19 protein-coding genes and 1 pseudogene are annotated in these 24281 nt (G+C 61.4%); 9 read left to right on the top strand and 11 right to left on the bottom strand.

Annotated features, from left to right (window positions below):
* Nucleotides 1–125 (top strand): annotated as a pseudogene (locus tag GGD46_RS30635) (dihydrodipicolinate synthase family protein); the annotation flags it as partial.
* 121 nt (nucleotides 126–246) lie between these two features.
* Here GGD46_RS30635 and GGD46_RS30630 read toward each other — a convergent pair.
* A complete protein-coding gene (locus GGD46_RS30630) occupies nucleotides 247–1284 on the bottom strand; it encodes an Ldh family oxidoreductase (protein WP_184710921.1) in 1038 nt (345 codons plus the stop codon).
* A gap of 133 nt (nucleotides 1285–1417) precedes the next feature.
* Between GGD46_RS30630 and GGD46_RS30625 the strand changes: the two genes are divergently transcribed.
* The 7 genes from GGD46_RS30625 to GGD46_RS30595 all read left to right on the top strand — a co-directional run bounded on the left by GGD46_RS30625 (nucleotide 1418) and on the right by GGD46_RS30595 (nucleotide 9093).
* Nucleotides 1418–2935 carry an aldehyde dehydrogenase (NADP(+)) gene (locus GGD46_RS30625; protein WP_184710919.1) on the top strand — a complete coding sequence of 506 codons (1518 nt, stop codon included), beginning with the start codon at nucleotides 1418–1420 and terminating at the stop codon, nucleotides 2933–2935.
* A 232-nt stretch (nucleotides 2936–3167) separates the two neighbouring features.
* Complete coding sequence (locus GGD46_RS30620) at nucleotides 3168–3974, top strand: transporter substrate-binding domain-containing protein (protein ID WP_184710917.1); 807 nt, start codon at nucleotides 3168–3170, stop codon at nucleotides 3972–3974.
* A gap of 69 nt (nucleotides 3975–4043) precedes the next feature.
* A complete protein-coding gene (locus GGD46_RS30615) occupies nucleotides 4044–4709 on the top strand; it encodes an amino acid ABC transporter permease (RefSeq protein ID WP_184710915.1) in 666 nt (221 codons plus the stop codon).
* 12 nt (nucleotides 4710–4721) lie between these two features.
* Nucleotides 4722–5375 (top strand): amino acid ABC transporter permease, encoded by a 654-nt coding sequence (locus tag GGD46_RS30610; RefSeq protein WP_184710913.1) that lies wholly within the window; start codon nucleotides 4722–4724, stop codon nucleotides 5373–5375.
* On the top strand, nucleotides 5368–6090 hold the full coding sequence (locus GGD46_RS30605) for an amino acid ABC transporter ATP-binding protein (protein WP_184710911.1): 723 nt from the start codon (nucleotides 5368–5370) through the stop codon (nucleotides 6088–6090). The genes GGD46_RS30610 and GGD46_RS30605 overlap by 8 nt, the downstream gene beginning before the upstream one ends.
* Entirely contained in the window at nucleotides 6090–7331 is a 1242-nt protein-coding gene (locus GGD46_RS30600; RefSeq protein ID WP_184710909.1) for an NAD(P)/FAD-dependent oxidoreductase, read from the top strand. Before GGD46_RS30605 ends, GGD46_RS30600 begins: the two co-directional genes overlap by 1 nt.
* A 73-nt stretch (nucleotides 7332–7404) precedes the next feature.
* Nucleotides 7405–9093: an aconitase X gene (locus GGD46_RS30595; RefSeq protein WP_184710907.1), complete on the top strand. Its 1689-nt coding sequence runs from the start codon at nucleotides 7405–7407 to the stop codon at nucleotides 9091–9093.
* A 64-nt stretch (nucleotides 9094–9157) separates the two neighbouring features.
* Here the strand turns inward: GGD46_RS30595 and GGD46_RS30590 are convergent, their stop codons facing one another.
* The 7 genes from GGD46_RS30590 to GGD46_RS30560 form a co-directional block, all read right to left on the bottom strand.
* Nucleotides 9158–10954 (bottom strand): aminopeptidase P family protein, encoded by a 1797-nt coding sequence (locus GGD46_RS30590; RefSeq protein ID WP_246806515.1) that lies wholly within the window; start codon nucleotides 10952–10954, stop codon nucleotides 9158–9160.
* A 14-nt stretch (nucleotides 10955–10968) separates the two neighbouring features.
* On the bottom strand, nucleotides 10969–12270 hold the full coding sequence (locus tag GGD46_RS30585; RefSeq protein WP_184710902.1) for an alpha/beta fold hydrolase: 1302 nt from the start codon (nucleotides 12268–12270) through the stop codon (nucleotides 10969–10971).
* A gap of 12 nt (nucleotides 12271–12282) precedes the next feature.
* A complete protein-coding gene (locus GGD46_RS30580; RefSeq protein ID WP_184710900.1) occupies nucleotides 12283–13236 on the bottom strand; it encodes an ABC transporter permease in 954 nt (317 codons plus the stop codon).
* Complete coding sequence (locus GGD46_RS30575; RefSeq protein WP_184710898.1) at nucleotides 13233–14201, bottom strand: ABC transporter permease; 969 nt, start codon at nucleotides 14199–14201, stop codon at nucleotides 13233–13235. The genes GGD46_RS30580 and GGD46_RS30575 overlap by 4 nt, the downstream gene beginning before the upstream one ends.
* On the bottom strand, nucleotides 14198–16048 hold the full coding sequence (locus GGD46_RS30570) for an ABC transporter ATP-binding protein (protein ID WP_184710896.1): 1851 nt from the start codon (nucleotides 16046–16048) through the stop codon (nucleotides 14198–14200). The genes GGD46_RS30575 and GGD46_RS30570 overlap by 4 nt, the downstream gene beginning before the upstream one ends.
* A 76-nt stretch (nucleotides 16049–16124) precedes the next feature.
* On the bottom strand, nucleotides 16125–17864 hold the full coding sequence (locus GGD46_RS30565; RefSeq protein WP_184710894.1) for an ABC transporter substrate-binding protein: 1740 nt from the start codon (nucleotides 17862–17864) through the stop codon (nucleotides 16125–16127).
* Between the two features lie 89 nt (nucleotides 17865–17953).
* Nucleotides 17954–18982, bottom strand: coding sequence for a trans-3-hydroxy-L-proline dehydratase (locus GGD46_RS30560; protein ID WP_184710892.1), 1029 nt, complete (start codon nucleotides 18980–18982; stop codon nucleotides 17954–17956).
* A gap of 302 nt (nucleotides 18983–19284) precedes the next feature.
* On the opposite strand from GGD46_RS30560, the gene GGD46_RS30555 reads away from it, so the two are divergent.
* Entirely contained in the window at nucleotides 19285–19959 is a 675-nt protein-coding gene (locus GGD46_RS30555; protein WP_184710890.1) for a GntR family transcriptional regulator, read from the top strand.
* Between the two features lie 116 nt (nucleotides 19960–20075).
* Here GGD46_RS30555 and GGD46_RS30550 read toward each other — a convergent pair whose 3' ends face one another.
* The 3 genes from GGD46_RS30550 to GGD46_RS30540 are packed head-to-tail and all read right to left on the bottom strand — an operon-like array spanning nucleotide 20076 to nucleotide 24210.
* A complete protein-coding gene (locus GGD46_RS30550) occupies nucleotides 20076–20876 on the bottom strand; it encodes an inositol monophosphatase family protein (protein ID WP_184710888.1) in 801 nt (266 codons plus the stop codon).
* A 35-nt stretch (nucleotides 20877–20911) separates the two neighbouring features.
* Nucleotides 20912–21976, bottom strand: coding sequence for an ABC transporter ATP-binding protein (locus tag GGD46_RS30545; protein WP_184710886.1), 1065 nt, complete (start codon nucleotides 21974–21976; stop codon nucleotides 20912–20914).
* The gene (locus GGD46_RS30540) at nucleotides 21973–24210 is read right to left on the bottom strand and encodes an ABC transporter permease (RefSeq protein ID WP_184710884.1); all 2238 of its coding nucleotides are present in this window, start codon (nucleotides 24208–24210) and stop codon (nucleotides 21973–21975) included. Before GGD46_RS30540 ends, GGD46_RS30545 begins: the two co-directional genes overlap by 4 nt.
* Between the last annotated feature and the right edge of the window lie 71 nt (nucleotides 24211–24281).

Below are 24281 nucleotides of genomic sequence, written 5' to 3'. Positions count from 1 at the left end.
TCAACGAGAGCGATGTTCTGTCCGCGAGCCAGCGCGGCTATGTCGAGGCGCAGTTCAAGCTGTTCAACAGCTGGTATGGCCAATGGAGCAAGCTTTCCGGCGCCGTGCAGACCTACAAGGCCTGAGGCCCATGCGGGCTTCCCGCTTTCGACGCCCGCCGATGACATGATATCCAAACTCAAAGGCCCCCAACAAGGGGGCCTTTTGCGGTTCGTGCGGATCTTGTTTGGCGTGTTTGTGTCTCGCTCAGGCCACCGCGTCGAGACCATGCTCCAGCAGGTGATCCAGCTGGCGGATTTCGTCTGCGGTGAGCGGGATACCGTCTTTCTCCGCGCGAGCGCGGGCGGCGAAACGACGCTGGGAGGGCAGGCGGGCACCCTGGCCGGCAATCGCCTCGAACAGGGCTTCGGCGCGCACCAGCGGATTGCCGGGCCGGCCGGCGGAAAAGGCCTCCGGCGAGAATGCGACGATGAGCTCGCCGTGCCGCGGGGCAAAAGCGGTGGAGCCAAGATAGTCGAGCGCTTCGCGGCTGGTGAAGTCGCCGATCATCACGCCGGCCAAAAGCTCGATCATCGTGCCGATGGCCGAGCCCTTATGTCCGCCGAAAGGCAACATGGCGCCGGCGAGAGCTGCTTCCGGATCCGTCGTCGGCTGGCCGTTGGCGTCTACCGCCCAGCCTTCCGGCAAGGGTTTGCCGGCCCGGCGATGCAGCTCGATTTCGCCGCGTGCGGCAACCGAGGTCGCGAAATCGAAGACATATGGAGAGTTATCGATACGCGGCCAGCCGAAGGCAAAGGGGTTTGTGCCGAGAAGCGGCGCGGTGCCGCCGGCAGGCGCGACTGTCGAATAGCTCGGGCACATGGCGAAGGCGGCGAGGCCACGATCGGTCAGCGCCTCGACTTCCGGCCAGAGGGCGGCAAAATGCGTGCAGTCGTTGATGGCGAGCGCGGCAATGCCGAAACGGCGGGCACGCTCGGCGAGTACAGGCATGCCAAGCTCGAAGGCGGCATTGGAAAAGCCGCTCTTTGCATCCACTTTGACGATCGCCGAAGCATCGCTCTCTTCCAGCACCGGCACTGCATCCGGTCGCGCCTTGCCGGCCTTTACCGCGCGCAGAACGCCTTCGATGCGATAGATGCCATGCGATTTACAGGCGTCGCGTTCGCCGGCAACGATGACCCTTGCGATTGCCGCCGCCTGCAGCGAGTTGAGGCCAGCCTTCGTGAGGATCGCCAAGACGCGGCTATGCAGTACGTCTGTTGTCAGGGTGGTGACGTCGCTCATCTGATTCTCCTGTGTTCGATCGTCTTCACTATAGAGGTTGAAATTATAAATACATAAAGTATACAAAAAATCGACAGATAACAGCAAAAGCCGCACAGCGTTTTGACGCTTCTGCAAAGGAAAGGGAAGACCAATGGAATTCACCCCTCACGGAAAGCATCTCATCGCCGGCGAATGGCTTGAAGGAACGGGGCACTTTGCCTCCTCCCCGGCGCATGGGCCGGCGCATAATTTCTCCATCGGCACCGTTGAACTCGTCGCCCGCGCCTGCGAGGCAGCTGAAGACGCGTTCTGGAGCTATGGCTATTCCACACGCGGCACCCGCGCCGCGTTCCTGCGGGCGATCGCTGAAGAAATCGAGGCACGCGCAGCCGCGATCACCGAGATCGGCACCCAGGAAACCGGCTTGCCCGCCGCGCGGCTCGAAGGCGAGCGCGGTCGCACGGTCGGCCAACTTCGTCTGTTTGCCGACCATATCGAAAAGGGTGATTATCTCGATCGCCGCTTCGATGCGGCTCTGCCGGATCGCAAGCCGGCGCCGCGTCCGGAAATCCGCCTGCTCCAGCGCCCGATCGGTCCGGTGGCGGTCTTCGGCGCCTCCAATTTCCCGCTCGCCTTCTCGACGGCAGGCGGCGATACGGCAGCGGCACTCGCGGCCGGTTGCCCGGTCGTGGTTAAGGGGCATTCCGCCCATCCCGGCACCGGCGAGATTATTGCCGAAGCCATCGATGCCGCCATCCGCAAGACCGGCATGCATCCTGGCGTCTTCTCGCTGATCCAGGGCGGCAGTCGCGAAGTCGGATATGCGCTCGTCCGGCATCCAATGGTCAAAGCGGTTGGGTTTACCGGCTCGCTGGCCGGCGGCCGCGCGCTGTTCGACCTCTGCGCGGCACGTCCGGAACCCATCCCTTTCTTCGGCGAGCTCGGATCGGTGAACCCGATGTTCGTGCTTCCGCATGCCACGCAGGCCCGCGCCGAGGCCATGGGGCAGAGTTGGGCAGGTTCATTGACGATGGGTGCCGGTCAGTTCTGTACCAACCCCGGTATTGCGGTTGTGCTTGATGGCCCCGATGCCGACCGTTTCGTCGAGGCAGCGGTGGCGGCGCTTGGGAGCGTCTCGCCGCAAACTATGCTCACCGACGGTATCGCCAAAGCCTACCGCGACGGCCAGCAACGGTTCGTTTCCCGCGAGGGGGTCAAGTCTCTCCTGGTCACCGAACAATCCGGACGCGATGCCGCTCCCAATCTGTTCGAAACGACGGGAGCGGCTTTCCTTGCAGATCATCTGCTGGGTGAGGAAGTCTTCGGCCCGCTCGGGCTCGTCGTTCGTGTCGGTTCTCTTGACGAGATGGAAAATCTTGCGCGCCACTTTGCCGGTCAGCTGACCGTGACTTTGCATATGGACGGAGATGATACCGCCGCCGCCCGTCGCCTTCTGCCTGTGCTGGAACGCAAAGCCGGGCGCGTGCTGGTCAATGGCTTCCCAACCGGTGTCGAAGTGGTGGATTCGATGGTTCACGGCGGGCCGTATCCCGCGTCGACCAACTTCGGCGCGACCAGCGTCGGCACGCTGTCGATCCGACGGTTCCTGCGGCCGGTTTCCTATCAGAACATGCCGGCAGGTTTGCTCCCCGACGATCTGGCGGACTGAGCCTACTTCCCTACGATTTTCTAGCGTGCTCGAACGCCGCCGACCACAGGTTGGCGGCGTTTGCATATGCTGTCTTTCAGCGTGTGTTGAAAACCGCAAGTCGCCATAGATCATATGGTAGGATGAAATTCTTTTTGTATACTATTTGTATTTTCAATTTGCTTTACGTCTGCAAAAAGCGTTTATTGGCCGCGGCCGCAAATGGCCGACCAAACTGGGAGAACAGAATCTAATGAAAAAGACAGTCATCGCACTTGGCCTTCTGGCCACCGCCTTCGCCATCACGCCGGCCAAGGCCGATAAGCTTGATGATATCATCTCCTCCGGAACGCTCCGTTGCGCCGTCGTGCTCGATTTCCCGCCCATGGGCTCGCGTGACGCCAGCAACAATCCGATTGGCTTCGATGTCGACTACTGCAATGATCTGGCCAAGGCGCTCGGCGTCACCGCCGAGATCGTCGAAACGCCATTCCCCGAGCGTATTCCGGCTCTGATGTCCGGTCGTGTCGACATCGGCGTTGCCTCCACTTCAGACACGCTGGAGCGCGCCAAGACCGTCGGCATGACCCTTCCTTATTTCGCCTTCGAAATGGCTGTCACCTCCAACGACAAGTCGGGCATCAAGTCCTTCGAGGACATGAAGGGCAAGACCGTCGGCGCGACCGCCGGCACGTTTGAAGCGATCGCACTCGAAAAGCAGGTCAAGGCCTGGGGCGCCGGCGAATTCCGTCCATATCAGACGCAGGCTGACGTCTTCCTGGCACTGAGCCAGGGTCAGATCGACGCGACCGTTTCCACCTCGACCGTTGCCCAGGCAACCGTAAAGTCCGGCAAGTTCGCCGGTATCTCCGTGGTTGGCAAGGCACCGTTCCAGACGGACTACGTCTCCCTCTTCACCAACCGTGAAGAATACGGTCTCATCAATTACCTCAACCTGTTCATCAACCAGCAGGTTCGTACGGGCCGCTACGCCGAGCTTTACGAAAAGTGGGTCGGTGGCGCGCTGCCGTCCCTGACCGTGAACGGCGTCTATCGCTAATCGGATCGATTTCAACGACGGCGTGGCCATGATGGCCACGCCGTTTGACCTTCCGAAAGGTGGACGTTCATGTTCAGCTACACCTTCCACTGGAACCAGGCCTTCAAGGTATTGCCGCAGCTGCTCGATGGCGCGGTCGTCACCCTGCAGATCGCGATCCTGTCGATGGCAATCGGCCTCGTCTGCGCCATAGCGCTTACGCTCTTCAGGCTCACCGGCAGCCGGTTGCTGACGGGTATCGCTTCGACCTGGGTCGAGGTCGCGCGCAATACACCGGCACTCTTCCAGATCTACATGGCTCATTTCGGGCTCGGCAATTTCGGCATTCATCTCAACCCGTTTACGGCGCTGCTGGTCGGCATCGCCTTCAACAATGCCGGATATCTTGCCGAGAATTTCCGCGGCGCGCTGAAGGCAATTCCGGACACTCAGACCCGCGCCGGCCGTTCGCTCGGTATGACGTCGCTGCAGGCCTTTCGGCTGATCGTCATGCCGCAGATGCTTCGCATCGCCTTCCTGCCCGTCACCAACCAGATGGTCTGGGCGATCCTGATGACTTCGCTCGGTGTCACCGTCGGCATGAACACGGATCTTGCAGGTGTCACACAGGAGCTGAATGCGCGCTCGTTCCGTACCTTCGAATTCTTCGCGCTGGCCGCTGTGATCTACTATCTGATCGCCAAGCTCGTCACGCTCCTAGCCCGGCTCGCCGCCTGGCGCATGTTCCGCTACTGAGAGGGGTGAGAGATGTTCGATACTGCCCTCACCTGGAGTGACCTCCTGTTCCTGGCCAAAGGCGCCTGGATGACGCTCGTGGTTACTGGCGTGTCCGTAGCCGCAGGCACGATCCTCGGCATCGTCTTCGGGGTGATCCGTGTCCAGGCCGGTCCCATCCTGTCGGCGCCGCTGACCTTCGTGCTTGACGTGTTTCGCTCCGTACCGCTGCTCATCCAGCTAGTCCTCGGCAATGCATTGCAGGCGATCCTGAAGCTTGGCTGGGCGCCGTTCACCACCTCCTGTGTGGTGTTGTCGCTTTATACGGCGGCCTATTGCACCGAAATCGTGCGTGGCGGCATCGCCGCCGTCCCGCCCAACACCCGCCGCGCCGCCCGCTCGCTTGGCATGAGCTGGCGGCAGGATATGTGCTACATCGTGGCGCCGCTTGCCACGCGCGTCGCACTTCCTTCGTGGATCGGTCTTTCGCTTGGCGTCATGAAGGATTCCGCACTGGTCCTGTGGCTGGGGCTGATCGAGCTGCTGCGCGCCTCGCAGGTTCTCGTAACCCGCCTGCATGAGCCGCTGCTGATCCTGACGATCTGCGGCGTGATCTATTTCATCATCAGCTTCCCGATCGCCCGCCTTGGCGGTTATCTCGAAAAACGGTGGTCCCCCAATGATTGAGATCGAAAATGTCCGCAAGTCCTTCGGTCAGCTCGAAGTGCTGAAGGGGATCAACCTCACCGTCAACAAGGGCGAGGTGGTCACCATTATCGGCGGGTCCGGCTCTGGCAAGTCGACCCTCCTGACCTGCATCAATGGTCTGGAGCCCATCGATTCCGGCCGCATTCGCATCGACGGCACGGAAGTGCATGCGAAGACGACAGACCTTAACAAGCTGCGCCGCAAGGTTGGCATCGTCTTCCAGCAATGGAATGCGTTCCCGCATCTCACCGTGCTGGAAAACGTCATGTTGGCGCCGCGCAAGGTGCTCGGCATCAGCCGGCAGCAGGCGGAGGAGATGGCGGTCAAGCAGCTCACGCATGTCGGCCTTGCCGAAAAGCTCTCGGTCTATCCGACCCGCATGTCCGGCGGTCAGCAGCAGCGTATGGCGATTGCAAGAGCGCTTGCCATGTCGCCGGAATATATGCTGTTTGACGAAGTGACGTCCGCACTCGACCCCATGCTGGTCGGAGAGGTGCTGGATACGCTAAAGATGCTGGCGGAGGAAGGAATGACCATGATCTGCGTGACGCATGAAATGGCGTTCGCCCGTGATGTCTCGGATCGTGTCGCCTACTTCCATCAGGGCGTGATGGCCGAGATCGGGAAGCCGGAGCAGATCTTCGGCGCGCCGCAGCATCCCGAGACGCAGAAGTTTCTTGCGAGCGTGCGTTGATGGCGAGACCGGACGTTATCGTCATCGGGGCCGGCGTTGTCGGCCTCTCTGCCGCGATTGCGGCCCAGTCGCGCGGCTTGAATGTCCTGGTCGTCGACCGCGAGGGACCGGCCGCCGGTGCTTCAGCAGGCAATGCCGGAGCCTTCGCCTTCACGGATATCCTGCCGCTTGCATCTCCGGGCATCCTGAAGAAGGCGCCGAAATGGCTGCTTGACCCGCTCGGGCCGCTTTCCGTGCCGCCCGCCTATGCGCTTCGGATCGCGCCCTGGATGTTCCGCTTCTGGCGGGCCTGCCAGCCGTCGCGTGTTGCCCACTCCACGGCGGCGCAGACAAGCCTGATGGATCTTTCCAGGGCGGAGCTTGAGCCCTTCCTTGCCGCGACTGACACACTCTCCATGCTGCGCAAGGAGGGCAATCTCCAGGTCTATGAGAGCGAGGCGGAGTTCCGTGCGTCGCTGCCCGGCTGGGAGGTTCGCCGCAATCACGGGATCGAATTCCGGCATGTCAAGGCTGACGAGATGGCGACGATCCAGCCAGGGCTGGCATCGCGCTTCGTGCTCGGCACGTTCACGCCCGGCTGGTATTCCATCGCCGATCCCAAGCTTTACACGCTGGCGCTGGCCGAGCATTTCCGCAGCCGGGGCGGTGTCATCGAAAGGGCGGAGATTGCGACGCTTCGCGTGATCCCCAACGGGGTCGATGTGATCGCAGCGGATGGAAAGCTCCTTCAGGCCGGCAAGGTCGTTCTGGCCGCCGGCGCCTTCTCGCACCGAATCGCCAAATCGCTTGGTGAGCGCATACCGCTCGAAACCGAGCGCGGCTACAACACGACGCTTCCGTCCAATGCCTTCGATCTGCGTACGCAGATAACCTTCGGCGGCCACGGCTTCGTCGTCAGCAAACTCTCGACCGGCATTCGTGTCGGTGGAGCAGTAGAGCTGGGCGGACTGGCGCTGCCGCCGAACTTCAAACGCTCCGAAGCCATGCTGCAGAAGGCCCGCACCTTCCTGACCGGTCTCAATCCGGAGGGGGGAAAGCAATGGATGGGCTTCCGGCCGTCGCTGCCCGACAGCTTGCCTGCGATCGGCCGCGCGAGGGCGACACCTGATGTGATCTATGCCTTTGGTCACGGCCATCTCGGCTTGACCCAGTCTGCCGGCACGGCAGGCATCGTTGCCGACCTCCTGACGGAACGGGCGCCACCTATCGATCTCACGCCATTCTCGCCGCAACGCTTCTGACGGAAATCGCAAGGTCACGCTCGCCTTCTCTTTCATCGGCGAGCATGACCCTCTTGCACATGGACTAAATGACATGAACCACACGGCACCTGCTCGCAGCATCATGGGAGGCACGGCAGAGGGCCGTGTCGTCGCCACACAGGAGGCGCTCAGCTTCTGGGGCGGGGTCGATCCCGCCACCGGCAAGGTGATCGATATCCATCATCCCTTGCATGGCGAATGTCTGACCGGCGCAGTGTTGATGATGCCGTCGAGCCGGGGCTCGTGCACCGGATCCGGCGTGCTGCTCGATCTGGCACTGACGGGCCGCGCGCCGGCTGCTCTGATTTTTTGCGAGGCCGAGGATGTGCTGACGCTCGGCGCGCTTGTCGCTGCCGAAATGTTCGGTAAGCAGTTGCCGGTCGTGCGGCTTCAGCCTGAAGCCTTTGCGCGCCTGTCACAGGCAAAGGCCATCCGGATCGAAGCCGCCGCCGTCGTGGCGGATGGCGAAGCAATCCCCCTTCTGCCGCCTGCCACCTCGGCGCTGTCGTTGACGGACGCGGACCGGTCCATGCTGGAAGGCGGAGAGGGCGTAGCGATTGCTCAGGCCATGCGGATACTGACGGCCATGGCGGCACAGCAGGGTGCGGAATCGCTAGTCGATGTGACACAGGGCCATATTGACGGATGCATTTATGCAAGCCCGGCCAATCTGACCTTTGCGGAAAAAATGGCTGAGCTTGGTGGACGCGTGCGTGTGCCGACGACCATGAACGCGATTTCCGTCGATCGCGCCAATTGGCGCTCGCAGGGTGTGCCGGAGGATTTCGGCGATCCGGCCGCGCGGCTGGCGGACGCCTATGTGCGCATGGGCTGCCGCCCGACCTTTACCTGTTCGCCCTATCTGCTCGATAGCGCGCCGGGCGCCGGCGAGGCGATCGGTTGGGCCGAATCCAATGCGGTCATTTTCGCCAACAGTGTTCTTGGCGCACGCACGGCCAAGCATCCCGATTTCCTCGATCTTTGCATCGCCTTGACAGGCCGTGCTCCGCTTTCCGGCGTGTACCTGGACGAAAATCGCAAGGCGACCCGTATCCTCGAGGTCGAGCTGCCCGAAGGTCGTGACGATGCCTTCTGGCCGCTGATCGGATATCTCGCCGGCAAGGCTTCGCCGGATCGCATTCCGCTGCTGCGCGGTCTTACTGCGGGAGCCCCATCCCGCGATGATCTGAAGGCGCTTTGCGCCGCTTTCGGCACGACCTCGGCCGCTCCCATGCTCCATGTCGAGGGCGCAACGCCTGAGGCCGAAGGGGCTGAGCATCCGAATGCGGACCATCGCGCTATCACGCGCGCGGATATGGCCGCCGCTTGGAAGATGCTGAATGAAGGACCGGAAGAGGTCGAGCTCGTCGCCATCGGCAGTCCACACGCCTCGCTTGACGAATGTCGTGCACTTGCAGACGCATTTGCAGGCCGGTATCGCCTCCCCGGTGTCATGGTGATCGTTACAGCCGGACGCGACGTTATTGCCGCTGCCGAGACCGATGGCACGCTCGCAAGGTTGCGCGAAAGCGGCGTGCAGGTTCTGCCCGATCTCTGCTGGTGCTCGATCTCCGAGCCGGTCTTTCCGCCCGGAACACGTGCGGTCATGACTAATTCGGGCAAGTATGCTCATTACGGGCCGGGCCTCAGCGGACGCGTCGTCCGCTTCGGCAGCCTTGCCAATTGTGTGGAGGCAGCAGTGATCGGACGCGTTCCGGCCGGCTTGCCGAACTGGATCTGACAAGAAAAGCAGGTGAATCCGGTCCGACGCGGATGAACTCCGCGTTGGACGGCGATTGTGCGCTTCAACGCTCTGCGATCGGCCGCGTGTGCCAGAGCAGATAGGACCGCGTCTCTTCTTCGACCTTGTCCAAAAGCTCCGCGCGGACTTGCGCGTGGTAATCGTCAAGAAACGCGATTTCCGCCGCCGTCAGACTGTCGAGCTTGGCCATGCGGAGATCGATGGGTGCCAGCGTCAGACTGTCGAAGCGGCAGAAGCCCGGTCTGTCGGCGACGACCTCTACCTGGTTCTCTATTCGGATGCCGAAGACGTCCGCTTTGTAATAGCCAGGCTCGACGGTCATGATCGTGCCGGGTTCGAGATTGTGAAGATTGGGCTTCTTCGCAAAACGATGCGGATATTCATGGATCAGCAGGTTATGGCCGACGCCGTGTCCCGTTCCGTGGTCGTAGTCGAGCCCCATGTCCCATAGAGGACGGCGCGCCAGCGCATCGAGCTGATGCCCCTGGGTGCCAAGCGGGAAGCGCGCGGTCAGCAGCGAAATGAAACCCTTCAGGACCGCGGTGTATGTTTCCCGCATTTCATCGGTTGCCTTGCCGAACAGAACGGTGCGTGTCACGTCCGTCGTTCCATTGACATACTGGCCGCCGGAATCGATCAGGTAGAAGCTGTTCTCTTCAATGGCGGCATTCGTGTCGGGTTGGGCGTGATAATGGCACATGGCCGCATTGCCGCCGGTGGCCGAAATCGTGCGGAAGCTCGGTTCGAAATAGCCGGCATGTCTGGCGCGAAAAGCGATCAGCTGCTCCTCTGCGTCCAGTTCGGTCAAAGGCAGATCCGCGGCTTGCCGACGAGGCCATTCGCTGTCGAGCCAGGCCAGGAAATTGGTAAGTGCAATCCCGTCCTCTACATGGCAGGCGCGAAAGCCTTCCAGCTCCGTAGCATTCTTGGTGGCCTTGGCGCTTGCAAGAAGGCTCGTCTGCTCGACCGTCTGGCCGCCGGCCGTCTTGATACGGGCGCGGACCGCCTGCGGCGCAAAGTCGGGGTCGATCAGCGTCGTCTTACCGGCTGACGTCTTTCCGACAGCCCCGAGAAAAGCCTCCGGATCGGCGATCGTGACGTCGGACAATTCGAAGGCAGCGCGATCGTTGCCGAGCTTGCGATGATCCACGAACCATTGCGCTTGATTGTCGGCATCGAGCAACAGAAAGGAATGCGGCACCGGGTCCATGGCGACATCGGAGCCACGCACATTCAGGAGCCATGCGATGTTGTCCGGCGAGGTTTCTATGAGCTGGTCCGCACCCAGCGCCTTTAGCTTGCTTGCGATCCGGTCGCGCTTGCTGGCCGATGTTTCGCCGGAAACCGCAGGCGGCATCGCCCGGACGAGGCCGACCGGGCGAGGCGGCCGGTCAGTCCATATATCGTCGAAGGGATCGGCGTCGAGCGCGATCAGTTCGACGCCTGCCGCCTTGCATCCCGCCAGTAACCTTTCATAGAGGGCGCCGCTGATCAGCAGGGTGTGAATGCCGATCCGCCAGCCGGGCTTTCCATGGTGCTTCAGCCAGAGATCGAGCGGGTCTTCATAGAGATGGTGTACGGCAAAGGCGGATAGATCCACCTCATTGCGCACCTGCACCTGATAGCGTCCGTCGACAAAGATCAGCGCTCGCTCCGGCTGCACGAGCGCCAGACCGGCGGAGCCGGTAAAGCCGCTTATATACTCCAGGCAATTGTCATGCTCTGCCGTGACTTCGCTTTGGTGGGCGTCCGTTCGCGGGACAATCAGGCCGTCCAGCTTCGCCCGCGCAAGCCAGGTGCGTACATTTGCAAGCTTGCCGGCATTTTCAGTTTTGTTCATCGTCATCCCCACAATCATTCCGCCGCAAGCGGCCCGCCTTTTTCAGCAACAAGCGCCGCCAGCCGTTCAAACACCGATGCCGACTGACGAATGCCGTCATGCTCGAATTCATTGGTGATCCAGAAATCCAGATTGCCGACTGCACGTGCGGTTTGCAGCGAAAGGCCGGCGTCGACATACATGTCGTCATGATAGATCGCCGCAGCGATCGGGATCTCGTTGGCGGCGAGACGATCGCGATCATAAAGCACGCTGTGCTGCGGGCGCCGAGCCAGTGCCTCGGCGGCAGCTCTGAACGGCTTGAGGGAGGAAATTTCCTCGAACATCCACGGATAGATCATCTCGCCGGTAAACAGCAAAGGGCGAGCAGCCGGATCGAATTCGGGGAAGTTTGCCCGCAGCCGTTCGGCCGACCAGGCCGTCGCGCCGTCACCCTCGCCATAGATTGCCTCATGGATGGCTGCAAAGAGCGGACCGCTATGATAGGAGGTCAGGTTCATCACCGAGGCCAGGAAATGGTCTGAGAGCCTGTCTTGCTTCCTGTCTGCGAAGGCCTCGTCCACCAGCCAGTGAATATTCTCGAAGCCATGTGCCATGCCAAAATCGAGGCCGACGGTCTGAAGGCGGTGCACGCTCAGCCGATCGCCATCGGGCAGGCGGATGTCGTTGTCATCGATGAAATCGGCGATCTTGCCGACGAGCGCGACGTCGCCCGGATAGCGCTTGTAGTAGGCGGTATTTTTGGCCCGCACGCGAGGATAGGTGTGGCGATAGACCTCGTCGGCGTCCGGCTTAAGGCTGGGAATGCCGCCGGTAATATAGCAGGCGGCCAGGCCCTCGGGTGCCTGGCTGAGATAGGTGAGGGTAAGAAAGCCGCCATAGCTCTGGCCAAGCGTTTGCCAGCGGCGGCCCTCAAGCTCCGTTTTGCGGAAATGCTCCAGATCCCTGACGATGGAATCGGCGCGGAAGCAGGCAAGAAAGTTCGCGCCCGCTTCGCCATCGAGCTGGCCGATCGTTGCCGTGTCGACTGGAGTGGAACGCCCTGTGCCGCGCTGGTCCGGCAGGATGACACGATGCGTTTTCAGGGCCTCGGCCAGCCATGACGGCCCACCGCGCGTTGGGCGGGGCGACTTACCGCCTGGGCCGCCTTGCAGGAAGCAGAGAACCGGCAGCGTTTCGGTCTTGCGGACCGGATCGACCACCTCGCGCGCGAAAAACTCGATGGTCTTGCCCGATGGATCGGACCAGTCGAGCGGCACGGTGAGGACGTGATCGCGGATATGCATTCCGGGGATGGTGTATTCGGAAACGATCATGATGATGTTCTTTCAGCGGACGCGGGGGTCGAGCAACACATAGAAGAGGTCGACAATGATATTCGATATGACGATGAACACTCCGCCCAGCAATACGACACCGATGATAATCGGGCGGTCCTGATTGGCGACCGCCTGAACCGCAAGTGCTCCCACCCCCTGCAACCCATAGACCTGCTCGATGATGATCACGCCGCCGAGCAGCATGGCGATGTCGGCGCCGAGCTGGGTGACAAGCGGCGTCAGCACTGCACGCAGACCATGTTTCCAGACCACACGTCGTTCGCTGAGGCCCTTGGCCCGGGCGGTGCGGATATAGTCCTCACCCATCACATCCAGCATCTGGCCGCGCGTCAGTCGGGCATAGACGGCCGCCATGGTCAGGGCGAGCGTGGTCCATGGCAGGATGAGATGCCATGCCCAGAGCAACGGTTGTGTTGTCAGTGCCTTGTATCCTCCGGGAGGGAACAGCGTGAACCCTGCCTGCTTGGGGACGAAATAGAGGAGGTAAAGCGACATCATGCCAAGCACGAAGGTCGGAAAGCTCAAGCCCACGAGGATGAATGCCTGGCCGATACGGTCCCGCAGGCCGCCCGCGAAACGCGCCGACATGATGCCCATCGGAATGCCGATTGAGAGCCAGAGCAGCGCTCCTCCCAGAACCAGAGACAGAGTGATTGGAATGCGCCGGACGATGATAGGCGCGACAGCCTGCTGATTGCGGTAGGAAAAGCCGAGATCGCCGCTGATCGCCCGGGTGAGAAAGCTGCCATACTGAACCACGATGGGGCGGTCTACACCGAGATTCTTACGGATCTGCACCAGCTGTGCCTCGGTCGCCTTATCGCCTGCGATCATGCGGGCGGGATCGCCGGGCGCGACAAAGAACAGGAAGAACACGAAGGCGGAGAGCATCAGAAGGACGCCTGCGCCGAAGATCAGGCGCTGGGTAAGAAAGCGGATCATCGCTTGGACGCTCCTTTGGATTGCAGCCTGAAACGACGAACCGTGCGTGCGCTTTTCGGGTCGAGCGCGTCGCGCAGGCCGTCGCCGAGAATGTTGAAGGCGAGCGTCGTCAGCAGAAGCGCCGTACCGGGCACAAAGACTAGCCACCAGGCGACGAGGTAGAGGGAGTTTGACGACGCATCCGCCAGCATTCCGCCCCAGCTGGGCGTCGGCGGCACGATCCCCATGCCGAGGAACGACAGGGTCGCTTCGAAGACGATCGAGCTCGGGATCTGCATGGTAGTGTAGACGATGATGGGGGCTGCGAGATTGGGCAGGATGTCGACGATCATGATCGAAAGTGGGCCAGCGCCGAGCGAGCGGCTCGCTTGAACGAAATCCTGTTTGCGCAGTGAAAGCACCTGTCCGCGGATAACGCGCGCCATCGGAGCCCAGCTGAAGAAGACGATGACGCAGACGCTGAGCGTCAGGCTGGGACCGAAGGCCGATACGAGTGCAAGTGCGCAGAGCAGGAAGGGGACGCTCATGACGAGGTCCATCAGCCGGCTGAGCAGGATATCGGTCAAGCCGCCATGATAGCCGGCCGTCGTGCCGACGATCACGGCGATCGTCGAGGCCAGCACCGAGGCAAATACCCCCACCAACAAGGAAACGCGGGCGCCATAGGCGAGCCGCACCAGCACGTCGCGGCCCAACTGGTCCGTGCCGAGCCAGAATTGATCGCCTGGACCGACCGGAATGCCCGCCGGCGATAGGCCGATATCGCGGAACTGCTCGATCGGTGAGTGCCCGGTCAGCGTGGCGATCCACGGCGCGATGACCGCGAGCAGGACGACGGCCAGAATGACGCAAAGGGCGATCATGCTTGCCTTGTCGCGGCGCAGACGACGCAGCGTCAACTCAAGCGAACCGCGCTGTACCACGTCCGTCTGTGTCGAAGGATCTGATGTCGCGACGTCGCTCATGCTGTCACCTGTCTTGTCTCGATCAATGACCGCGCGACGCCATCATCGTCTGTGACGGAGAGCGTTTTCGATGCGGATAGCAAAGTGCGGGTGTAGGGGTGCTGCGGATTGGCGAAGATCTGTTCGGCTGCGGCCAGCTCGACAATCTTGCCGCCTTGCATGACGGCGATCCTGTCGCAGATGTGGCGCACGACGGACAGATCATGCGAGATGAACAGATAGGTCAGGCCCAGCTTCTGCTGCAGTTCCTTGAGCAGGTTGAGGACCTGCGCCTGGATCGATACGTCGAGCGCCGAGACGGGTTCGTCGCAGATGACGAGCGCGGGATTGAGGGCCAAGGCACGCGCGATGCCGATCCTCTGGCGCTGGCCGCCGGAGAATTCGGCCGGAAAGCGATTGTAGTGCTCGGGGTTAAGGCCGACCATCTCCATCAGATGCCGCACCTTTTCGCGGCGCTCCTCTCCTGCCGCGACACCGTGCAGGCGGAACGGATCGCCGATGATCGCGCCAACGCGGCGGCGCGGGTTGAGCGAGCCGAAGGGGTCTTGGAAAACGAGCTGGATCTGCTGGCGCATCTCTCGCCATTCACGGCCCTTGAGGTGGCTCATGTCGTGGCCGAGCACGTTGATCTTGCCCGAGGTCGCCGGCGTCAGCCCGGCGACGATGCGTGCCAGCGTGGATTTTCCGCAACCGCTTTCGCCGACGAGGCCGACCGTTTCTCCGCGTGTGATCGTGAGGTCGATGCCTTTGAGAACTTCGAGAGTGCGCTTTTGTCCGAAGAAGCTGCCGACATGATAGGTCAGGCGGACGTCTTCAATCCTGGCGATCTGTTCGGAGCGGGTTGTCTTGGCTTCGATCGTCTCGGCGGCCCCAGCTAGCGAAGGCGGTGCAGCCTTCGGCTCCAGCAGACATAGGGATTCGACACCATCACTGTAGACGCGCAAGGGTGGGCGCCGCTTCGTGCAATCGGCGAGCTGCTCACTGCAGCGTGGAGCGAAGATGCATCCGGTTGGTGTTGCGAGCAGGCTCGGCGGGCGTCCCTTGATTGGGACCAACTGCGCGCCAGGCGCGTAGCTTGCCGGCGTCGATCGCAGCAGCCCCGCCGTATAGGGATGGGCCGGCGAGCGGAACACATTGCGGGCTGGGCCGTATTCAAGCCGATTGCCGGCATACATGACCATGACGTCGTCAGCGACGCTGGACAGCAGGCCGAGGTCATGCGTGATGAGGATGATCGTCGTGCCGAAATCGCGCCGCATGGTGTCGAGCAGATCGATGATCTGGGCTTGAACGGTGACGTCAAGCGCGGTCGTCGGCTCGTCGGCAATGATGAGCGCAGGATTGAGGATAAGCGCCATGGCGATCATGACGCGCTGACGCATCCCGCCCGAAAACTCGTGCGGATAGCTGTCGAAACGCTCGGCGGGCGAGGGGATGCCGACCTTGCCGAGCATGTCGATCACGCGAGCCCGTGCGGCTTCGCGATCGATGGTCTCATGCGTATGCAGAACCTCGGCGATCTGCGAGCCGATCGTGTAGAAGGGATGCAGGCTCGACAACGGGTCCTGAAACACCATGCCGATGCGGCCGCCCCGCAGGCGACGCATCTCCGACTGCGGCAGGCTGAGAAGGTTGCGACCTTCGAACCAGACCTCGCCGCGGACGTCGGCGTTGGGCAGAAGCCCCATGACGGCCTGTGTCAGCACGCTCTTTCCAGAGCCGGATTCGCCTGCAATACCGAAAATCGAACCGGGCCTGATCGAAAAGGAGACGTTGCGTACCGCATGTACGACGCCATCCTCGGTCGGGATATCGACCGTCAGTCCCTTTGCCTCCAATATGGTCAAGGGTAAACTCGCACTTTAATTGGGTTGCGTTCGGGCGCCGCAGCCAGGCTGCGGCGCCATGCACGAAGATGCCGGATCAGCGTTCGATCCAGAGGTTCGTCCAATCGCCCTCCACGCCCAGGGCATAGGGCTGGAAGTTCTTCACCGCTTCGCTGCGATAGCGCGGGTTCTTGTTGGCGATCAGCGGCACCACCGGCGCGTCTGTCATGACCATCTCGTCGACCTCAGCCCACAATTTGCCGGTTTCCTCCGGCGTGGTCGCGTTGATCGCCTTTGCAGCGGTCTCGTTGGCCTTCGGGTTGTTGTAGTCGGTGTAGTTGTAGGTCTGGTGCGTCCCGTCGAAGGTGAACTGCGGCTGGAAGACGGAGCGCGCAGCGCCGCCAACCCAGTCCGGCGTCCAGCCCACGGGCGCGATGTCCCAGGTGCCGTTCTTTGTGTTCACGGGATTGGTCATGAATTTGGAGTAATAGTCGGCGGCGGTTACCGGCGCCAGTTCGAGCTTGATGCCTGCGCGCGCCATGCTGGCCTGAATGGTGGCGGCGGTCGCCACTTCCAGATCCTTGTTGCGGTAAGGCATCTTCAGCGTGATGCCGTTCGGGAAGCCAGCCTCCGCGAGCAGCGCCTTGGCTTTTTCCGGATCGCCCTTGGATTCAGGCGAGGGGTAGAGATCGAACTTGTGATGTCCAAGCACGCCAAGCCCGAAAATGCCCGTCGCAGGTTCCGCCACCTTCGGGCCGCCCCATTGCTGGACGATTGCGGCCTTGTCGATCGCATACGACAGCGCCTTGCGGACGCGGATGTCCTTGAGCGCACCCTTGTTGTTGTCCGAGACGGTGTTGATGAACAGGAAGTTCGTGTTGCCGGCCGAAAGCGCCGTCAGCTTTTCGTCGTTGTTGGCGGCAAGCGTCGCCAGGATGGCTGTAGGGACGTTAATGTCATAGGCAAGATCGGCGTCGCCCGACTGCAACTGCTGCATGATGGCATCGGCCTGCAGCCCCATGGTGATCTCGATATCATCGACATAGGCCTTGCGCAGCGGATCGCTTTCCGCCTTCCAGGCGGGATTGCGCACCAGCTTCAGGCTGGTGTCGGGCGTGTATTCGCCGATCGTATAGGGGCCGCTGCCGACGAAATGCGTGCGGTATTCCGGGCTGTCGGGAAGGTAGTCGAGCACCTCGATCGGCGCCGGAGCCGGCATGGGAAGCGAGAGCATGTAGATGAAGTCGCCCGCGCGTTCCTTGAGCTTGAAGATAACAGTCTGATCGTCGGGCGTCTCGATGCCCTTTACGTCATTTTCTTCCGCATATTTCTTCATGTCGGCGGCTGTCGGCGGAACCTTGGCGAAGCCATCGCAGAATTCGCTCAGGCCGGAGATGAGCGCTGTAAAATAGGTCAGCGTGGAAGCCTGCAGGTGCGGATTGCACAGCCGCTTGAAGCCGCGCTTTACGTCCGCCGAGGTAATCTGGCGGGCACCGGAAGACGCATTCCACATGGCGCCCTGGCGCAGCTTGAACGTGTAGGTCAGCCCGTTGTCCGTCGGCTGCGGCACCTCGGTCGCCAGATCGCCAACCGGTTTGATCGCGATGTTCGGATCCGTCGACGCTTGGTAGCTGACCAGCTGCCGCGATATGGCGCGCAGCAGATTGTTGGTGTTCACCATGCCTGCTAGCGCAGGGTCGATGTGATCAGGCTCGCCGGTGGCGAGAATCCGCAGGGTGCCGCCCTTGACGGGTTCGTCCGCCGCGGCAAGTCCCGGCACGGAAAGGGCAATAAGCAAAGATGCGACCGAGACGGTCGACTTCAATAAACTACGCATGTTCATCCTCCCAATTTACTTGCTGTAATTTCAATCGGACGGTGGGCACTCCTCCGAATGCCCGCCGCCGCGATGGGGTCGCATTTCCTTTAGAGGTCCATCGGCCAGGTGTCTGACAGCCGGTATCCGGCCGGGAATGGATCTGCGGGATCCACCATTAACTGGTGGGTGCCGACGATCCAGGCGCGCCCGGAAATGATCGGGCTGATGGCAGACTTGCCATTGAGATCGACTTCACTGTCGATGCTGCAATGGAATTCCGTGTCGATGAGCGATGTGCCGACGAACTTGTCTCCGACCTTCATCTGACCTTTCGCGTGCAGAACGGCCATGCGTGCAGAGCATCCGGTGCCGGTCGGCGAGCGGTCGATCTTGCCCGGGCGGATGGCAACGGCGTTCTTCCCCCAGAGGACACCATCCTTCATGCGAACCGGATCGGTGATCTGGCAGAAGGAAATATGGTTCCAGTCGTTGGCTGGATGGCTGAAGCCGAGCTGCTCGTTGGCGGCCTGGGTGATCTTGACGCCGAGGCGCGCGATGTCGCGAGCCTGATCCGGCTGCAGGCTAAGGCCGAGCGAAGCAGCGTCCACGAGCACGAAGCTGTCGCCGCCGTAGGCGGTATCCACCGTGATGGTGCCGATGCCTTCCACTTCGAGCTTGGCATCAAGCTTGTCGGCAAAAGACGGTACGTTGCGCACATGAATGCGCTCGGCCTTGCCATTGCTGCATTCGGCTTTGACTTCGATCAGGCCGCCTGGGGCTTCCAGTACCATGCGGGTGATCGGTTCCTGCATGGGAATGATGCCTGTGTCGAGCAGAACGGTCGACACGCAGATCGAGTTCGATCCGGACATGGGCGGCGTATCCGCCGGCTCCATGATGATCCAGGCCATCTGCGCCTTGGGATCTTTCGGAGGAACCAGCAGGTTCACATGGCGGAAGACGCCGCCGCGCGGCTCGTTGAGAACGAAATTCCGCAGGGTTTCGTCTTCAGCGATCCAGCGTGATTGTTCCCACACGGTAGCGCCTGGAGGTGGGGCAACCCCGCCGACGATCACGTCGCCGACTTCTCCCTCGGCGTGACAGCTGACGACATGGACGACTTTCGATGTACGCATTTCTGCTTCAGTCCCTTTCGAATACGGAGAGGGAGGCGCGAATGGCTACTGCCTGAAGAGCCGACAACTAATGTTCCTCCCTTGAACGTCAAGATCGTATACGTTATCTTGAAATTTCGGATAACGTATACGATTTGCGATGGGCGTCAAGCGCTATTGAGGGGGGGAAAATGCCAATAGTTCCGTTGGTTGCGCAGGCGGCATGTGCTCTTGCGTCACAGAACGAGATCACTGTATTTAGGGGGGATTACGATCTCCAATCCCCTGCCAATCCAACGTCTTATCCCGGGAACGACGACTGAATGCCGCTTAATATTGACCAGATCCCCAACCTGGGTAAGGCGCCGAGCACGTCCGATGTGATCCTGAAATTCATCCGAGATTCCATCGCGGACGGTTCCCTGGACGAAGGCGAGCCTATCCGTCAGGACGACGTTGCGCGCCTGTTCAATGTCAGCAAGATTCCGGTGCGCGAGGCGCTGAAGCGGCTTGAAGCTGAAGGTCTGGTCGAGTTCCATCGCAACAGGGGGGCGATCGTCACCACCGTTTCGGAACCGGAAATCGTGCAGATCTTCGAGGTGCGGGCCATTCTGGAGGCCAGCGCTCTGAAGCTCTCGATTCCTTTCATGACCGAAAAGACCTTTGAGAAGGCCCAGGCCTACTGCGACGCATTTGCGCAGGAGGCCGATGTGGCGCGCTGGTCGGAACTGAACTGGCAATTCCACAGCTGTCTTTATGAGGATGCGCAAAGGCCGTATCTCGTCAGCACCATCCGGTCCATCAACGATCGGCTTGAGCGCTACTTGCGAATTCAGCTCACCTTGTCGCGCGGTCTGGAAACGGCCGATCGCGAACATCGCCAGCTATTGGCGCTCTGCAAGGCTGGCGATGTCGAGAAGGCGGCCGATTTTCTGACCGCACATATGATGCGCGCCTGTCAGTCATTGCTGCATCATCTTCCCGGTAGACGGCTCTAAAAGTCCCAATCGAACGGCTCAGATGATGGTCGAGGCTGCGCGATCGGGCTTAGTTGCCGTCCGTGGGGGCATGCCGGACTGTCACTTCTCCGGCACGCCACGCTTGATCAGCGAAATTATACGCCCGCTATTCTTCTGAGATCATCGATCGCACCGGGCGCGGCAGCGAGCACGACCGATCCCTTGGTCAGGCGCTCGCCTTCGGTCGGGAAGGGATGGTACCAGCCGCCGGCTTCCTTGACGAGGCAATAGCCGGCAAGGCAATCCCAGGCATGCATATAGGGTTCGTAATAGCCGACGAGCCGGCCAGCGGCGACGTAGGCGAGCATCAAGGCGCCGGAGCCGTTGCGGACGAAGTTGCCCTCCGCCTCCAGGATCTGCTGGACCATATTGGCAACGAAGGCCGGCGAAACGTGATTGTTGGCCCCGATGCCGGTGAGGGCATTGCGGATGTTGCGCGTCGAATCCAGTTTCAGCGCCTTGCCGTTAAGCGTAGCACCCTTGCCGAGTGCTGCCACATAGAGTTCATCGTGGCAAGGTGCCGAGATGACGCCGATCACCGGAACGCCGTCATGCAGCACGGCAATGGAGACGCACCAGTTTGGCATGCCGTTGACGAAGGGGCTTGTGCCGTCGATGGGATCGACGACCCAAGTAAAGCCTGAGGTTCCTCCTTCCAGGCCGTATTCTTCTCCGAGGATGCTGTCGGCAGGGTGGGCCTGGTGAATGCGGCTGCGGATCAGGTTTTCGACTTCGCGGTCGGCGATCGAAACGACATCCTGGAGGTCGCGCTTGGTCTCGATGATGAGGGTTTCGCGGCGCTTGAAATAGTCGAGCGCGAGCTTTCCGGCTTCGCGACCCATGGCTTCTGCGAGCGCCAGGCGTGCGACGAGGTCGGCAAGAATGGGGGATGTCATGCAATGGTCCTTTGTGGTCGGATGGTTGACGGCGTTCAGCCGCCAATAACGGCGATGCCGCGATCCTTGAACGAGATCGTGACATCCGTATGAGGAGGGAGCGCGGTATCGACGGTTGCGTCGACGACGAAAAGCGAACCGGCCCCGGTTTGCACTTCATATTCGACATGATCGCCGAGATAGGCGGAATGCGTGATCCGGCCGTGGAAAGGGGCGTTCGCCGTCCTCGGAGTCAGCATGATCGCATTCGGCCGGACGGCAAGTTGTGCCGGGCCGGGCTTGGCCGACCGACCGGCAACCCGATGACGGAGGCCTTCGACTGCGATCATGGCGTTATCGCCATCAATGCCGATGACATCGCAGGGCATGACATTGGCTTCGCCCATGAAGTCGGCGATGAAGGCCGAGGCGGGGGTGTCATAGAGTTCGCGCGGCGCACCTTGCTGGGCAATGCCGCCGTCCTTCATGACGATGATACGGTCTGAAACGGCCAATGCCTCGTCCTGATCGTGGGTCACGTAAACGGCGGTAAAGCCGAGACGCTGTTGCAGTTCGCGGATCTCGGTCCTCACACGCCGGCGAAGGCGGGCGTCGAGGTTGGAAAGAGGCTCATCAAGCAGCAGAACCTGAGGCTCGACGACGAGGGCGCGGGCAACGGCGACACGTTGCTGCTGGCCGCCGGACAATTCCGCAGGAAGGCGAGAACCCATTCCCGCCAAGCCGACGAGCTTCAGTGCTTCCTCTGCCTTTTCACGCGCTTCCTTGCGCTTCATGCCGGAGGATTCAAGGCCGTAAGCGACGTTGTCGAGCGAGGTCATGTGCGGGAAAAGCGCGTAGCTCTGGAAAACCATCGAGACATCGCGCTCATTGGCAGGAAGCATCGTGACATCCTTGCCGCCGATGAGAATGCGCCCCGCCGAGGGATGTTCAAGCCCGGCGAGCATCCGAAGCGTCGTGGTCTTGCCGCAACCGGAAGGGCCGAGCAGAGTCACGAGCGTTCCAGGCTCGATGGTGAGCGACAGGTCCGGAATTGCGTTGAAAGCGCCAAAGGTCTTTCGGACATTCTCGAAGACGACGGAACCGGGAGCTTTCAGGTTCATGCGGTTTTCTCCTGAGCAAGGGATGCGGATGCTGGTGTAGAAGTCTGCGTTGCGACGCGGTTCACCCGCCGCAGCCGCCGCTCTCCGACCAGCAGCTGGAAGCCGGCAATGACGGCAATCATCACGACGATGAGGGCGGAGGAATAGGCAATCGCCACCCCATATTCGCCATTCTCGACGAGGCCGACGATATAGGCGGTGGACATGTTGTACTGAGCGCTGACGAGGAAGATGACGGCGCTGATCGAGGTGATGGCGCGCACGAAGGAATAGACCAGCGCGGCGTTGATGGCCGGCCGCAGTAGCGGCAATATCACCTTGCGGATCGTTCGCAGGCTGTCGGCACGCAGCGTCAGGGACGCCTCGTCGAGGCTCTTGTCGAGCTGGCTCATGGCGGCGACACCGCCGCGAACGCCGACCGGCATGTTGCGGAAGACGAAGCAGGCGACGAGGATCAGGGCAGTGCCCGTCATCTCGAGCGGCGGCAGGTTGAAGGCCATGATGTAGCTGATGCCGATGACTGTGCCGGGAATGGCGAAGCTCATCATCAGTGCGAATTCGAACAGGCCGCGACCGACGAATTTCTGCCGCACGATCAGATAGGCTGTCAGCAGGCCGATGGCGGCCGTCAGCGGCGCCGAGATCAGCGCGATTTCCATTGTCGTCCAGAAGGAATTCCAGGCAACACCGGTCCATGCGAGGCCGCCATCATCCCGCAGGCCGATCGAGAAGGCCTTGACGTAGTGTTCGATGGTCAGCGTGTTGTCGAGGCCCCAGGTGCGCACGAAACCGCCGAAGATGATCATAAGGTAGACGACGATGGTGAATATCATCCACGGAATGACGAGCGCATGAACTGCGATCGAAAGGCCACGTGGCAGCGCGATATGAGCTCCGGAATCGCCCTTGCCGGTAACGGTCGCGAAACTCTTGCCCTGCAGCCAGAGGCGCTGTGCGAGGAAGGCGCTCAAGGTGAAGACGAGGAGAACCATTGCGAGGACGGCGGCGCGAGATGGATCGTTCTGTGCGCCGACAACGCTGAAGAATATCTCGGTCGACAGCACGCCATGGCTGCCGCCCAGAACCATCGGATTGCCGAAATCGGCCATGCTCTCGATGAAGCCGATCAGGAATGCGTTTGCCAGGCCCGGCTTCATCAGCGGCAAGGACACGCGCCAGAAGGTGCGCCAGCGGTTGGCGCGTAGCGTCTGTGAAGCCTCCTCCATGGACGGGCTGACGCCTTCGACGACGCCGATCAGAACGAGGAAGGAAATTGGCGTGAAGGACAGCACCTGCGCGATCCAAATCCCCGTCAGCCCATAGAGCCAACGGCCAGGCTCTGTGCCGAAGAGAGAAGCGAAGGCTTCGGTGACGACACCTGCGCGGCCGAAGAGCAGAGTGAGCGCTAGCCCGACCACGAAGGGCGGCGTGATGATCGGCAGGATCGTCAGGAGGCGCAATCCCTTCTTGAAGGGGAATTGCGTGCGGGTCGCGATGAGTGCGAAACACAAGCCGAGCAGTGTCGAACCGCTGGCTGTCATGATGGCAAGCCAGAGCGTGCGCCAGGCAAGGCCGCAACGGTCGCCGCCCACCACGCAGCTGAGGCTCCAAAGCGAGGGATCCTGAATGTTTGCGATGAAGCCGTCCGGATTGAACGATCCGTCGAAGGACTGGAAGGCGCCGACGAACATGCTGCCAACGGGATAGAAGACGAAGATCGCGACGAGGACGATCAGCAGGGTAATGGCGCTGACCACGAAGGCATCGCCCTTCATGACTCCGCGTTCCGCAAGGCCGAAGGAAAAGAGCAGTACGAAGACGATACCGAGCGTGACGGCGCCGGCGCCCATTGCCTGCTGGCCATCCGCAAGTGCGCCGAAAAGCTTTTCGCCGATCGCCCAGGTCCAACCCGAAGAGGTGATTGCAAGCCCCTGCAGCGCGAGAAAGACAAAGCCCAACGCACCTGCCCATGCCATGAGCGCGCCGCGTCGCATAGGATTGTCGATGAAGCGCGCGACGCCGCCGAGCAGGAAAAGCCCGACGGCGATCGCGAGCCACCATCGGCCATAGCTGAATATTTCCAGGATTCCTGGCGCTGTGGAGGGGTCGCTAGGAAAGCTGCTCAACCAGCTAAAGCCGAAGAAGCCGCCTTCGATGCGATACCATGGGAGTAGTATCACGGCGGCTGTGCCGAAGATGAGCGCAAGATCCAGCCGGCGTTTGCTATGAGTCATGGTCGGACAAGCATCCTGTTCAGCAGAGTTCGTGCAAGGCGCGGACCGGGCTCAGTCGATCCCGATCCGCG

This window comes from Martinezella lusitana (assembly GCF_014207095.1).
In the GTDB taxonomy this organism is placed as follows: Bacteria; Pseudomonadota; Alphaproteobacteria; order Rhizobiales; family Rhizobiaceae; genus Rhizobium; species Rhizobium lusitanum_B.
The sequence above is the reverse complement of the archived record's forward strand: the minus strand, read 5'-3'. Positions and strand labels throughout refer to the sequence as shown.

Excerpts from the sequence above, each read along its gene's own strand:
- GGD46_RS30630 (WP_184710921.1), bottom strand. The coding sequence starts at position 1,284 with ATGAGCGACGTCACCACCCTGACAACAGACGTACTGCATAGCCGCGTC.
- GGD46_RS30625 (WP_184710919.1), top strand. The coding sequence starts at position 1,418 with ATGGAATTCACCCCTCACGGAAAGCATCTCATCGCCGGCGAATGGCTT.
- GGD46_RS30620 (WP_184710917.1), top strand. The coding sequence starts at position 3,168 with ATGAAAAAGACAGTCATCGCACTTGGCCTTCTGGCCACCGCCTTCGCC.
- GGD46_RS30615 (WP_184710915.1), top strand. The coding sequence starts at position 4,044 with ATGTTCAGCTACACCTTCCACTGGAACCAGGCCTTCAAGGTATTGCCG.
- GGD46_RS30610 (WP_184710913.1), top strand. The coding sequence starts at position 4,722 with ATGTTCGATACTGCCCTCACCTGGAGTGACCTCCTGTTCCTGGCCAAA.
- GGD46_RS30605 (WP_184710911.1), top strand. The coding sequence starts at position 5,368 with ATGATTGAGATCGAAAATGTCCGCAAGTCCTTCGGTCAGCTCGAAGTG.
- GGD46_RS30600 (WP_184710909.1), top strand. The coding sequence starts at position 6,090 with ATGGCGAGACCGGACGTTATCGTCATCGGGGCCGGCGTTGTCGGCCTC.
- GGD46_RS30595 (WP_184710907.1), top strand. The coding sequence starts at position 7,405 with ATGAACCACACGGCACCTGCTCGCAGCATCATGGGAGGCACGGCAGAG.
- GGD46_RS30590 (WP_246806515.1), bottom strand. The coding sequence starts at position 10,954 with ATGAACAAAACTGAAAATGCCGGCAAGCTTGCAAATGTACGCACCTGG.
- GGD46_RS30585 (WP_184710902.1), bottom strand. The coding sequence starts at position 12,270 with ATGATCGTTTCCGAATACACCATCCCCGGAATGCATATCCGCGATCAC.
- GGD46_RS30580 (WP_184710900.1), bottom strand. The coding sequence starts at position 13,236 with ATGATCCGCTTTCTTACCCAGCGCCTGATCTTCGGCGCAGGCGTCCTT.
- GGD46_RS30575 (WP_184710898.1), bottom strand. The coding sequence starts at position 14,201 with ATGAGCGACGTCGCGACATCAGATCCTTCGACACAGACGGACGTGGTA.
- GGD46_RS30565 (WP_184710894.1), bottom strand. The coding sequence starts at position 17,864 with ATGCGTAGTTTATTGAAGTCGACCGTCTCGGTCGCATCTTTGCTTATT.
- GGD46_RS30560 (WP_184710892.1), bottom strand. The coding sequence starts at position 18,982 with ATGCGTACATCGAAAGTCGTCCATGTCGTCAGCTGTCACGCCGAGGGA.
- GGD46_RS30555 (WP_184710890.1), top strand. The coding sequence starts at position 19,285 with ATGCCGCTTAATATTGACCAGATCCCCAACCTGGGTAAGGCGCCGAGC.
- GGD46_RS30550 (WP_184710888.1), bottom strand. The coding sequence starts at position 20,876 with ATGACATCCCCCATTCTTGCCGACCTCGTCGCACGCCTGGCGCTCGCA.
- GGD46_RS30545 (WP_184710886.1), bottom strand. The coding sequence starts at position 21,976 with ATGAACCTGAAAGCTCCCGGTTCCGTCGTCTTCGAGAATGTCCGAAAG.
- GGD46_RS30540 (WP_184710884.1), bottom strand. The coding sequence starts at position 24,210 with ATGACTCATAGCAAACGCCGGCTGGATCTTGCGCTCATCTTCGGCACA.